The following is a 12,661-nucleotide window of genomic DNA, read 5'->3' as shown; positions in this document are numbered from 1 at the left end:
ACAGTTTAATTAGGGTTTAAAACTATAAGCTTTTTAACGCAGACTTTATCAGTTGCTCTACGGTTAAGGTATCGTCAGTTTTTTTAATTTCCTGATCAATCACCTTCTCGGCTGCATTACGGGCAAAGCCCAGCATAACCAATGCCGATAGTGCTTCATCTCTGGCCGTATCACTAGCCGGCAACGAAATCAGCGTATCCGGGCCTTCCTTGCGTAGCTTATCCTGCAACTCCAAAATCACCCGTTGGGCTGATTTTGGCCCAATACCTTTAATGCGTTGTATCTGGCTAACATTGCCTTTTACAATAGCTGTTTGTATTTCTTCGGGCGTGATGGATGAAAGCATCATGCGGGCGGTATTCGGGCCAATTCCTGACACTGATATCAAGTGCAGAAAAAGGCGTTTTTCACCCTCGCCGGCAAAGCCATACAAGGTGTGGGCATCTTCCTTTACGTGCAGCCACACATACAATCGGCAATGCTCGGCACTACCCAATTGCGAAAATGTATTGAGTGAAATATTAATCTGGTAGCCAATGCCGCCAGCTTCAATAATCACATAGGCAGGGCTTTTAAAAACCAGTTTGCCATCAATGTAAGCGTACATCTTTATTCTATAACTTACTTTTAATTTATTGTTAAACCTGTTATTCTCATGCAAACCTTCTGCACCTGAACAGGTAACAGGATAAGCACACTGTACAACTCTGCTTCCCTGCATATTGCTAAAGGGAGTTGGTAGCTTTAGTGTTGTACCATCACCAAAGGGCCAGTATGGGTTGGTACTCAAAAATTCCGACAGCAGCATATCCTTCAATCAGGTACTTATACTGCAAATCAGGTCAACAAGTTGCAGTTTAAAACTGCAACTTGTTGTATTTTTTATAAATAATCTGCGGTGTTTTGCGCCTGCTCTTTTTGCTGCGCATCAACCACGGCAATGGTTACCATGTTTACAATTTCGCGTACAGAACTGCCTAATTGTAAAACGTGTACCGGCTTTTTCATACCCAGCAAAATTGGGCCAACCGCTTCGGCACCACCTACTTCCTGTAATAACTTATAAGCAATATTGCCAGATTCCAAATTAGGGAAAATCAGCGTATTCGCGGCTTTACCATTCAAGTTTGAGAATGGGAAATTATCCTTCAGCAAATCACTGTTCATGGCAAAGTTGGCCTGCATTTCACCATCTACCACCATATCTGGGTACTGCTGGTGCAAAATACTTACAGCTTCACGGGTTTTTTCAGGTACTTCGCCATCATTAGAACCAAAATTGGAATATGATAAAACAGCTACTCTTGGCGTTACATTAAACTGCTTTACGGTACGCTCTACCAACACGGTAATATCAACCAAATCCTGCGTGGTTGGGTTAACATTTACGGTAGTGTCAGCAAAAAACAATGGCCCTTTGCGGGTAATCATCATATACATACCAGCCACTTTGCTTACGCCCGGCTCGGTACCAATAATTTGCAGGGCAGGCTTTACGGTACTTACATAGTTTTTAGTTAAGCCCGAAATCAGAGCATCAGCTTCGCCAAACTGTACCATACAAGCACCATAATAGTTACGATCGCGCAATAGTTTTTTAGCCTCATACGGCGTAATACCCCGGCGTTGCCGTTTTTCATACAGATACTGTGCATATTCCTCCAAATGTGGCGGATCTATCAGCGTGCTGATCATTTGCACATTGCCCAGTTCCAGATTGTTTTCCTGAATAATTTCCTTGATCTTTTCTACATTACCCAGCAGAATAGGTATAGCAATACCTTCATCCTTTACAATTTGTGCAGCGCGTAATATTTTATAGTTATCTGCTTCGGCAAATACCACACGTTTAGGCGCTTGCTTGGCTTTGTCAGACAGGTTACGCATCAGCTTATCATTAGCACCTATGCGTGTTCTTAACTCCTCTACGTAAGCATCCCAATTGGTAATTTGCTTACGGGCCACACCCGATTCCATAGCCGCTTTCGCTACTGCCATAGATACTTCGGTGATCAGCCGCTGATCCATCGGCTTCGGGATAATATAATCATGACCGAACTTCAGATTCTTGGCATTGTAGGCTAAGTTTACAGCTTCGGGCACCGGCTTTTTAGCCAGCTCGGCTATAGCGTGAGTAGCCGCCAATTTCATTTCTTCGTTTATAGCCGTAGCCCGCACATCAAGCGCCCCACGGAATATATAAGGGAAGCCCAATACGTTATTTACCTGGTTCGGGTAATCGGACCGGCCAGTAGCCATAATAATATCCTGACGGGCTTCAATGGCTACATCGTACGCCACTTCCGGCTCCGGGTTGGCCATGGCAAATACAATAGGATTAGGTGCCATGCTGCGCAGCATATCCTGGTTAACCAAATTACCAGCTGATAAGCCGATAAACACATCAGCACCTTTCATGGCATCGGCTAGGGTAGTAATATCTTTACGTTGGGTAGCAAACTCCAGACGTATATCGTCTAGGTCAATACGTTCAGGGGTGATGAGCCCACCAATATCAAACATGACCAGGTTTTCTTTTTTCACGCCCAGCAGCAGGTACATTTTGGTACAAGATACAGCAGCGGCGCCAGCACCATTAATTACCAATTTGATTTCGCTCAGCTTTTTACCTTGCAACTCGCAGGCATTCATCAGGGCTGCGCCCGAAATAATAGCCGTACCGTGCTGGTCATCGTGCATTACTGGAATATTCATTTCAGCCTTTAACCGACGCTCAATTTCAAAGCAGGTAGGGGCCGATATATCTTCCAGGTTGATACCTCCAAAAGTAGGCTCCAACGCTTTTACAATCTTCACAAAATCATCTACGTTATTGGCATCCAGCTCTAGGTCAAAAACATCAATATCGGCGTAAATTTTGAATAGCAAACCTTTACCTTCCATTACTGGCTTACTGGCTTCCGGGCCAATGTTCCCTAAGCCCAGTACTGCTGTACCGTTACTAATTACAGCCACCAGATTGCCTTTGGCCGTGTACTTATACACATCATCGGTATTCTTAGCAATTTCGCGGCAAGGTTCGGCCACACCTGGCGAGTAGGCCATGGTAAGGTCGCGCTGCGAATTGGTTGGCTTGGTAGGAATTACCTGTATTTTGCCGGGGCGGCCTTTAGCATGGTAATTCAGTGCTTCCTGTTTACGATTGGTTGTACTCATATTTTCTCGGTTCAAGCGCCAAAATTACAATTCATTTTCTAAACTGGCTGAGACAGCACTGATTATAAATGAGGTAAGCGCCATAGGTATAAATAAAAATGCGTTACCTGATTTACCTTTAACAGTAACCCAGATAACGCATCAGTTAATTTTTATTAAATTATATTTAATTAATTGGCCATAGCCATACTAGCTCCTACCGAACCAGTTTGGTTGTAAGTAACATAATTTTTGTTACGTGGCGATGCAGTTTTCCCTACCGATAAATCGCCAGTGCTGATTTGCAGGCGCTGACCAGGAACGGCTTTGCTGCCATGTAAATGGTTCCAGTTTTTAAGTTCCTGCAACTCGATACCATAGCGATCGGCAATGCCGGATAAGGTTTCGCCTTTTTTCACTTTATGGAACGATGGCAGTTTAGGAGCTGGTAAAGCAGCAACATCTGGCAGAGCAGCCGTAGCTGGTTGTGCAGAAGCCATTAAGGTTTCGCCATTCAGGGTATCATACAACACGCTGAATTTAGCTTTATCCATTTGCGGAATAATCATGCGGCGTGGCACTTTAGCTGTACCGTTAACTATACGCTGGGTGTAAGCCGGGTTTAGCAGAGCTAATTGGTTTACATCTATATTCAGCACGCGGGCTACATTGTTTAATGATACAAACTTGTTTACCATTACTGTATCATTCTTCATATTCATGTTGCAAGCCTGTGGCATGATACCGTGTTGATTGTAGAAATTCATGACATAAGCTGTAGCAATAAAAGCCGGTACATAGTTGCGGGTTTCGGCTGGCAGGTACTGGCGAACCGACCAGTAATCCATAGCATCGGCTTGCTCCATAGCACGCTCTACAGCGTTTTTACCGCAGTTGTAGGAAGCAATGGCCAGCAACCAATCGCCAAACTCCTGGTAAGCATCTTTTAAGTAAGCTGCTGCAGCATAGCTGGCCTGGATAGGATCACGACGTTCATCAATGTAGTTATTCATGCTTAACCCATAGATTTTAGCAGTAGAGGACATAAACTGCCACGGACCAGTAGCGCCTACTCTTGATACGGCATTAGGGTTTAAAGCAGATTCTACAATAGACAAGAATTTGATTTCTTCCGGAACGCCAGCATCACGGAAAGCTTTTTCGTAAATAGGAAAGTAATATTTAGCTAAACCCATAATGCGGCCCATCTCGTCACGACGACCGGGTGCAGTGTATTGGTTGATGTAGCTTTGTACATACTCGTTGTAGTCTAAAGGAATATCTTTCTGTACAGAATCTAATCGGATTTTAAATACAGAGTTTTCATATAACCCCTGTTTAACTGCTGAAGAAACTAAATTGCTTTTTTGTTTAAAATTTTGCAGATAGTTAAAGTTTTGGCCTGAGTTTTGTTCTGTAAAGCTAGTATCAGAATCTGTAGCCTGAGCAAAGGCTGATGTGCTGGTATTGACCAAAAACAAGCAAACAATAATCGTAAATAGTTTCTCCATTATTTAGGGATTAAAGGATTTTATACGCAGTTTATTGCGCTTTTGTTCAACTACTAAATTATTAACTTTTAAGTAAGTTCAAAAAATATTTCGAAAATTCTAATAATTCAGCTTCAGCGAACGCTTTTGTTATGAATTGTAAACCTAACGGTAATCCTGCACTATTATTTTGCACAGGTAAAGAAATAGCCGGTACGCCTGCCAATGAAGCTTGTACTGTAAAAATATCTTCCAGATAAGTTACTACCGGATCTTTCTCCTGCCGTCCTATTTTAAAGGCAGGTTCGGGCGCTGTTGGGCTTAGTATAAAATTATAGTGTTGTAATATCTCATCGGTACGCTCTTTAATCAATCGTCTTACCTTTTGAGCTTTTGCGTAGTAAGCATCATAATAACCGGCACTTAACACGAATGTGCCCAGCATAATACGGCGTTTTACCTCCTTGCCAAAACCTTCAGAACGGGAACGTTTATAGGTGGTCACTAAATCTACCGCGTTCGGGCTACGGTAACCATAATGTACACCATCATAACGGGCCAGGTTGGATGAAGCTTCGGCCATGGTTAGCACATAATAGGTGGGCACTACATAATCCAGGTATTCGAATGAAACAGGTTCTACCGTATGCCCGGCAGCTTTTAGTTGGTCGATGGCTTTGCGTAAAGTTTCTTTAACCTCAGCATCTACACCCTCGCTTTCCAAAGCTTCTTTTAAATACGCTATTTTTTGTGGGGCAACTTGGGTATTCAATTCTTGACTATATGCCGGAACTGATACTTGCGCCAGCGTGCCATCATAATCATCAGGCCCGGCCATAACTTCCAGCAGTAAGGCAGCATCTTCTACCGATTGGGTAACCGGCCCCACCTGATCGAACGAAGAAGCGTAAGCAATAATACCATGCCTTGATACACGGCCATAAGTAGGCTTTAAGCCAATAACCCCACAAAAAGAAGCTGGCTGCCTTACCGAACCACCCGTATCCGTACCGATAGTGGCATGACACATGCCTGCCTGTACAGCCACCGCCGAACCGCCAGATGAACCGCCCGCTACCCTACTTTCATCTGCCTGATTTTTCACCGCGCCATAATAAGAACTCTCGTTAGAGGCGCCCATAGCAAACTCATCGCAATTACATCGGCCAATGATAATAACATCTTCGGCCAGCAAACGCTCTACTATGGTAGCTGAGTAGATAGAAGTAAACCCGTCCAGTATTTTACTGGAGGCAGTTACCTGATGCCCTTTGTAACAAATATTATCTTTAATGCCAATAACCAAACCGGCCAGCCTGCCTGTAGGTTCGCCTGCTTGCATGCGGTTATCCAATTGCTCGGCTAAGCCCAAGGCTTCCTGTCCAAATACTTCATTAAAAGCATTTAGGTGAGCATACTTTTCAATTTGCTGCAGGTAGTGCTGCACCAGTTCTTTAACCGAGGTTTGCCCACTTCGCAAATCATCCTGTATGCGGGTTAAAGTGGTGTATTGTTTTAGCATAGGTCGCTAAAATAAAAAAACTTATCTGTTGATAACAATAAGATGTTACCTGCAGATAAGTTTAGCAGAAAAATATGGCTAACGTAATGCCTAATTATGGGCGTACGTTGGTATGTCTTTCGTCAGTTGTAGTCGTAGTGGTGGTGGTATTATCTTTGCTATTGTTTGATGCGTCTTTAAATTCTTTTACGCCTTGGCCCAAACCTTTCATAAGTTCAGGAATTTTACGTCCGCCAAACAGAATTAAAATTGCAATGATAATCAGAATGATTTCTGGTGCGCCTAATCCCATGATTGTTTTAATTTAATATATTTTAATACTCTTTATTTACTGGTGAAGCCGGATCATTTGCCGGCACTTCTGTATCAGCAATTTCGGTACGGGTTTCGGTTACAGGTAAGTTACGAACTTCAGAAGGTTCCGGTTTGGTATCAAAATTATTTATTTGATTATGAATCTCCCGCTTTACACCTTCAGAGGCATCTTTAAAGTCACGAATACCTTTGCCTAATCCGCGTGCTAATTCGGGCAGTTTTTCGCCGCCAAACAACAGCAGGGCCACAAAAAGTATCAATATCAACTCCGGTGTGCCAATATTCAGAAACAGAAAAACTGCGCTTAACATAGTTGCTTATTTAAAGGTACAAATATATACAATTAATACGCTATATAGTTTAAACTATTGTGCAGCTAACCAACTTTTTGGGTTCACGGCCGCTTTGCCTTTATGCAACTCAAAACCGATAGAAGTTTCGCCGGTAGAAGGGTCAGTACCTGCTGTACCTACGGTTTGGCGCGTACTTACTTTTTGCCCGCGTGCAACACTAACCGATTGCAGGTTTGAGTACACCGTAAAGTACTCCCCATGTTCAATAATTAACAAATAACTACCGCTAATGTTGGCCACTTTACGCACCTCGCCATCAAATACAGCCCGTACAGATGCTCCGCTTCCGGTTTTGATATCAATCCCTTGGTTATCCATCTGGATGCCTTCCATATAGTAGGTGCCAAAGTTTTGCGTAACAATACCATTGGCAACCGGCCAGGGCAAACGTCCTCTGTTACCCAAAAAATCATTCGATAATTTGGCAGCCTCTGGCGTTGCAGTTAATACTTCCGAATCTGATTTTCGTTCAACCGGCTTAGGTTTGGCTGCTGCGGCAACTGTTGCTGCCGGCCTGTTTTCGGCCTTAGCTCTCTCCGCAGCTAAAGCAGCCTGCCGGGCAGCCTCGGCACGCGCTCTGGCTTCTGCTTCACGACGGGCATTTTCAATTTCCTGCCTGATGGTAGCTGCAATCTGCCGGTCTAAACGCCGGCGTTGCGCCAAAGCTTCACGCTGCTGCTGTTTAAGCTGGCCTTGTTGCTTTGATAAATCGTTCACTACAGCTACTTGCTCGTTCTGCTGTTTGCCTAAAGTTTCTTTTTCATTTTCTTCTTCATGCAGTAAACTGCTTTTTTCGTTTTTGGTACGATCAAGCTGGTTTATCTTAACGTGCAGGTCTTTTTGCGTGCCTTGTATAGATTCGGCCTGGCGCTGGCGGTAATCACCGAATTGTTGTAAATACTTTAGCCGCTTATAAGCCTGGTTAAAGTCTTTAGAAGCGAAAACAAACATCAGCTTATTATAAGCGCTTTGGTTATGGTAGGCAAACACAATCATGGCTGCATACTGCTGTTTAAGCTGCTCTAGCTGGCCTTGTAAACTATGTACCGTATTGGTGTTTTGCGAAATCTGGTTATCCAGCAAACGCACTTCAGAGTTAATGGTAGTAATTTTATTTTCCCGAAGCGTAATCTGCTCTTTCAGCAAATTCAGTTGCTTTAAAGAAGCGCGTTTGTTTTGTACGGTAGCTTGATATTCCCGGTTCAAATCATCCAGCTCGCTGTTTAATTTAGCACGCTGGCGTTTTAACTCGGCACTGCTTTGTGCATGTACAGCTAAAGCGCCGCACACCATTACCAATAATAATACAACTTTTACCAGTTTCATCCGCCCCAAAAATATTGAAAATTAATGGGCTGGCGAATAACCATCGGGAATATTGAACGGATATTCAAGCGTTTGGTCAAAGTCGGCACGGCTGTAATGTAAATCAGCTTGTATATTATTACGGCCCACTGTAGATTTAATACCTATTTGCGATGGCATAACCCGGTCGGTAACTTGTATAAACTCACTGTTGCTTACCTGTAATGATTGATTAGCCGCCTGGTTAGCCAAACTGGTTTGATTAACCTTTAAATCAGAACCTAACATTAAGCTGTACAATAACCCTTGCAAGTTACCTTTAATAGTTAGCCCACCGTTGGCTGTAGGCTCTAAACTTGCATTAGCGTTTAATAGTTCGGGAATAGCATTACCTACCAGTAATGATTCTACCGTATTGAAATTTACCTGACGGCTGGCATAAGTATAAATATAGCTGAAAGGCTTTTTCAGATACACGCTTTGCAAACGGTTTACCACCTGAATGCTATCTGGCGTAATTACTGCCCGCGCTACCTCAATACCGATTAACGCGGTAATTGACACCCATATTTTTTGCCCATGCTGTATGCGGATGTTCAGGGTTACATCATTGCTTTTACCATCAATATTCAGCTTGGTTTTAGCCTTACCCGAAAAGGTATTGTAGCTTACCTGCCTTGAACGAATGGCATTAATTTTAGCCACTTTACTATTTTCGGCAGTGGTTACCGGCGCTGCTGCCGGACGGCTTACCAATTGCTTTTTAGCTTTACATCCCCACATTCCAACTACGCAAGCCGCAATCAGCAGCTTATTCAATATATTTCTTTTCATTAATTTTTCGGTCTAACAATGGCGACGTACCGCCATACTCTTTTGCTTTCTTCCAGTTTTGTACGGCGTTATCTACATCGCCCAAGTAAAACAATATATCGCCGTAATGTTCGGTTTGCGTAGCACTTTTATCTTTACCATGCGCCAGGGCTTTTTCAATCCACAGCTTGGCATCCGTATATTTTTTTTGTTTAAACAATATCCAGGCGTAAGTATCTTCGAATGATGGCGTATTGGGCTGCAACTCATTGCTATGCTTTGACATTTGCGCCGCTTTATCCAATTGCTCGTTCCTGACTGATAAATAGTAAGCGTAATTGTTTAGCGTGTAAGCATTATCGGGCCCATAAGTTAATGCCTTATCATACGCCTGGTCTGATTTGGCGTTGTCTCTCAGTTCATGATAAGTATCGCCCAGAACCGCATAGCTCTGCGCCATGAGTTCTTTATCCTGCATATCTAACGATGCTGCATTTTTCAGGTAACCTACTGCTTTGGTCGGGTTCTTTTTTTGCAGCCATGCTACGCCTACCAAGTAGTTCATCCATGCCTGGTTCGGGAACAGCGATAAAGCATTTTCACCATCTTTGATAGCTTCATCTAATTCATTATCGCCTAACTCCAGCCTTACCAGTTGTTCCTGCACCGCATAAATGTCGGTATTCAGCTGCACTGCTTTTTTATAAGCGGCTTTAGCTTCTTTAAACTGATTGTTTTGTCCCAGCATATCACCGTACAACGCCCAAGCTTTGGCATCAGTTGGGTGTGTAGTAATTAATATTTTGCTTAAAGCTAAGGCGCTAGCTTTAGCATTCGGGTCGGATAATTTGGGCAGATAGCCCATCACAATGCGAACTTTTTGCTCCACATCCAAATCAGGGGCTGCAAAAGCTTTTTCAATTTCGTTAAAGCTGCTTTCTGTATCTTTTTTGGTGCGATAGGTATCTGCCAAAGCTAAATGCACTAAACCATTATCCGGACTTATCTTTTCAGCTTTCTGCAATACCTTTAATGCTTTATCTGTAAAGTTATTGGCATTATACAGTTCAGCCAAAGTCAGGTAATAGCGCACGTCCGACGGATTGTTTTCTATCATCTGCTCTAATTGACTGGCGGCTAAATCTACCTTACCTTGTTTCAAATACACGCGCTGCCGGTTGGCAATAATATCATCCGTAAGGCCGGTTTTTTGTTCTAACCGGCTATAAATGGCTAAAGCTTCATCATACCGCTTTTCCAAGTATAAAACATTAGCTTTGTTAAAGTAATATTCGGGCTTGTCGGCATTTAGGCGTAGCAGTTCGTCAAACACATGGTCCAGCTTGGGTATGTCGTTGGTTTTCTCGTAGCTATCGGCCAGCGCCTGCCAGTACCATTCATTGTTAGGTTTTAGGGCTACAGCCCGTTCCAGCAGTTGCTGTACGTCGGCAGTTTTATTTTGCTGCTTTTGTATCGAAGCCAATTCGTACATAGCGGCATCGTTACCAGCATCACTTTGCAACACACGGTTAAACAAATCAGTAGCTAACGGTAGGTTTTCCACCATTTTTTCGCGCAACGCCGAATAGTACAATTGCTGCATCGCAATGCTATCGGCATTGGTTACCGGATGGCGGCCCATAGCTTTATCAGCATTGCTTTTAGTTTGCGCCAATGCCGCAGCCGGAAGCCACAATAACCCTATGCTGATGTGTTTTAATTTCATGGTTTAGCCAATGCCTGTATGTCCATAACCACCCATACCGCGCGATGTTTCGCTCAGTTGAGTTACCTGCTCCCACTCTACTTTCTCGTGCTTAGCCACCACCATCTGAGCAATGCGGTCGCCCGATTTTATTTCAAAAACCTCGTTAGATAAATTAACCAGCAGCACTTTTATTTCGCCCCGATAATCTGCATCAACCGTGCCCGGCGAGTTCACGATACCAATACCATGCTTAAATGCCAAACCACTACGAGGCCGTATTTGCGCTTCATAACCTTCGGGCAGTTCAATGTGCAAACCAGTTGGAATCAGTTTACGTTCCAGCGGTTGCAGGGTCACCGGCTCTTCCAGGTTGGCACGTAAATCCATACCGGCGGCATGTAGCGTTTCATAAGCCGGCAATGTATTTTCAGAATGATTGATTATGCGGATAAGCATTTACTTTTTAAATATAGCGATTAATTGTTTTCGTTCGGTAAATAGAGCCACAGCAGCAAAAGCGATGAATAGTGCATTCCCTATCCAAATATTACGGTTAAATATACTGAATGATAAATAAACGATAATAACAGAGCTTATGATATAAGCCATGTTCTTTTTGAGATTGTACGGGATAGGATAATTTTTTTGCCCCAGAATATAAGAAAGCACCATCATGGTAGCATACGCGATCAGCGAGGTCCAGGCGGCGGCCATATAGCTGTATTTCGGAATAAAAATCACATTCAGAATAATAGTTATAATAGCACCTATACCTGAAATATACAACCCGTACTTGGTTTGATCAGACAACTTGTACCAGATAGACAAATTCATGTAGATACCTAAACTTACATAGCCGAACACCAGCGGCGGTACCACCGGTAAGCCCGTCCAATACAAAGCCGTTTGCCGTGCATCAGGGCCTTTAATGAAGTACTTCAGGATTTCGATGTTGGCGATGAGCGCTACAAATATTAAGCAAACCGTAATCACGAAGTAATCCATAATGCGGGCATAGGTTTGGCCGGCATTTTTATTTTTTGCATGATTAAAGAAAAACGGTTCGGCTCCCAATCGGAAAGCATTAACAAATATGCTCAGGAAAATAGATATTTTACGGCACCCCCCATAAATAGCTACATCCCGTAAACTATCGGCCGGTAAAAGTTTACCTAATAATACGTTATCAATATTTTCATTAACCAGGTACGATAAATTAGCGATGAGTATAGGCCAGCTGTAGCTAAACATATTCAACAGCATTTTACCATTGATGCTAAACCTAATTTTCAGCAGTTCTGGCAGCAGCAACAGCAATGTAATAATGCTGGAGGTTAGCTCTGATACAAAAACATAGCCTACCCAGCCCGGTATATACCATTGCGCAAGCCAGTTTGTGCCGGCTAGTTGGTGGTTGATCCAGAACGGTACTACGTAGATAAACGTCAGGTTGAACGCCACAAAAACCAGTACGCTGGCTAGTTTAATCATGCCATAACGAGATGGTTTTCCGTCGGCGCGTATTTTTACGAACGGAATGGCGCACCAGGCATCAACAATTACGGTGGCTAAAAAGAGGTAAGTGTATTTTAAAAAGTCAGCGTGCGTAGTACCCACTACTGCATGAGCAGTTGTATGGCCTACCTTTTTGGCATGACTGATATCCACAAAATCGGCAATGTGGCCAGCGAAAGGAATACTACAGAGTAAAAAGATAATAGTAACCGTGAGTACCGAGGCAAATGCATTGTTGTACACCTGCTGCTTATTGTCCGGATACTTGTTCAGGTACCTGAAAAAAGTGGTTTCCATACCAAACGTCAGCATGGCATTCAGCATGGATACATAGCTATACATGGTGGTAATAATACCGTAGGCACCCAAGGGGTATGCGCGGGTATAAACCGGCGTCAGGAAAAAGGTAAGTACTCGGCTGGCTATCGTACTAATACCATATACAGCCGTTTGGCCGGCAAATTTTTTAGCGGTCGACAATGCT

At 43.3% G+C, this 12,661-nt stretch carries 11 protein-coding genes; all 11 read right to left on the bottom strand.

What is annotated here, in order from left to right:
* Positions 1-22: 22 nt before the first annotated feature.
* Positions 23-607 (bottom strand): Holliday junction branch migration protein RuvA, encoded by a 585-nt coding sequence (gene ruvA / locus HH214_RS13045; RefSeq protein ID WP_169611145.1) that lies wholly within the window; start codon positions 605-607, stop codon positions 23-25.
* Positions 608-882: 275 nt separating this feature from the next.
* Positions 883-3,177, bottom strand: a complete 2,295-nt coding sequence (locus HH214_RS13040) for an NADP-dependent malic enzyme (RefSeq protein ID WP_169608301.1) — start codon at positions 3,175-3,177, stop codon at positions 883-885.
* Between the two features lie 170 nt (positions 3,178-3,347).
* Positions 3,348-4,667, bottom strand: a complete 1,320-nt coding sequence (locus tag HH214_RS13035; protein ID WP_169608299.1) for a lytic transglycosylase domain-containing protein — start codon at positions 4,665-4,667, stop codon at positions 3,348-3,350.
* Positions 4,668-4,728: 61 nt separating this feature from the next.
* Entirely contained in the window at positions 4,729-6,168 is a 1,440-nt protein-coding gene (gatA, locus tag HH214_RS13030) for an Asp-tRNA(Asn)/Glu-tRNA(Gln) amidotransferase subunit GatA (RefSeq protein WP_169608297.1), read from the bottom strand.
* A gap of 94 nt (positions 6,169-6,262) precedes the next feature.
* Positions 6,263-6,460, bottom strand: coding sequence for a Sec-independent protein translocase subunit TatA/TatB (locus HH214_RS13025; RefSeq protein ID WP_169608296.1), 198 nt, complete (start codon positions 6,458-6,460; stop codon positions 6,263-6,265).
* Between the two features lie 22 nt (positions 6,461-6,482).
* Entirely contained in the window at positions 6,483-6,794 is a 312-nt protein-coding gene (locus HH214_RS13020) for a Sec-independent protein translocase subunit TatA/TatB (RefSeq protein WP_169608294.1), read from the bottom strand.
* A 54-nt stretch (positions 6,795-6,848) separates the two neighbouring features.
* Entirely contained in the window at positions 6,849-8,162 is a 1,314-nt protein-coding gene (locus HH214_RS13015; protein ID WP_169608292.1) for a murein hydrolase activator EnvC family protein, read from the bottom strand.
* Positions 8,163-8,183: 21 nt separating this feature from the next.
* Positions 8,184-8,975 (bottom strand): DUF4292 domain-containing protein, encoded by a 792-nt coding sequence (locus tag HH214_RS13010; RefSeq protein ID WP_169608290.1) that lies wholly within the window; start codon positions 8,973-8,975, stop codon positions 8,184-8,186.
* The gene (locus HH214_RS13005) at positions 8,953-10,680 is read right to left on the bottom strand and encodes a tetratricopeptide repeat protein (protein ID WP_169608288.1); all 1,728 of its coding nucleotides are present in this window, start codon (positions 10,678-10,680) and stop codon (positions 8,953-8,955) included. The genes HH214_RS13010 and HH214_RS13005 overlap by 23 nt, the downstream gene beginning before the upstream one ends.
* Positions 10,681-10,683: 3 nt before the next feature.
* Positions 10,684-11,118: a dUTP diphosphatase gene (gene dut / locus HH214_RS13000; RefSeq protein WP_169608286.1), complete on the bottom strand. Its 435-nt coding sequence runs from the start codon at positions 11,116-11,118 to the stop codon at positions 10,684-10,686.
* The gene (locus HH214_RS12995) at positions 11,119-12,657 is read right to left on the bottom strand and encodes an oligosaccharide flippase family protein (RefSeq protein WP_169608284.1); all 1,539 of its coding nucleotides are present in this window, start codon (positions 12,655-12,657) and stop codon (positions 11,119-11,121) included.
* Between the last annotated feature and the right edge of the window lie 4 nt (positions 12,658-12,661).

Source organism: Mucilaginibacter robiniae (genome assembly GCF_012849215.1).
GTDB classification, from domain to species: Bacteria; Bacteroidota; Bacteroidia; order Sphingobacteriales; family Sphingobacteriaceae; genus Mucilaginibacter; species Mucilaginibacter robiniae.
The sequence above is the reverse complement of the archived record's forward strand: the minus strand, read 5'-3'. Positions and strand labels throughout refer to the sequence as shown.

Bases quoted from the DNA above. Each gene is read 5' to 3' on its own strand.
- ruvA (WP_169611145.1), bottom strand. From the start codon at position 607: ATGTACGCTTACATTGATGGCAAACTGGTTTTTAAAAGCCCTGCCTAT.
- HH214_RS13040 (WP_169608301.1), bottom strand. From the start codon at position 3,177: ATGAGTACAACCAATCGTAAACAGGAAGCACTGAATTACCATGCTAAA.
- HH214_RS13035 (WP_169608299.1), bottom strand. From the start codon at position 4,667: ATGGAGAAACTATTTACGATTATTGTTTGCTTGTTTTTGGTCAATACC.
- gatA (WP_169608297.1), bottom strand. From the start codon at position 6,168: ATGCTAAAACAATACACCACTTTAACCCGCATACAGGATGATTTGCGA.
- HH214_RS13025 (WP_169608296.1), bottom strand. From the start codon at position 6,460: ATGGGATTAGGCGCACCAGAAATCATTCTGATTATCATTGCAATTTTA.
- HH214_RS13020 (WP_169608294.1), bottom strand. From the start codon at position 6,794: ATGTTAAGCGCAGTTTTTCTGTTTCTGAATATTGGCACACCGGAGTTG.
- HH214_RS13015 (WP_169608292.1), bottom strand. From the start codon at position 8,162: ATGAAACTGGTAAAAGTTGTATTATTATTGGTAATGGTGTGCGGCGCT.
- HH214_RS13010 (WP_169608290.1), bottom strand. From the start codon at position 8,975: ATGAAAAGAAATATATTGAATAAGCTGCTGATTGCGGCTTGCGTAGTT.
- HH214_RS13005 (WP_169608288.1), bottom strand. From the start codon at position 10,680: ATGAAATTAAAACACATCAGCATAGGGTTATTGTGGCTTCCGGCTGCG.
- dut (WP_169608286.1), bottom strand. From the start codon at position 11,118: ATGCTTATCCGCATAATCAATCATTCTGAAAATACATTGCCGGCTTAT.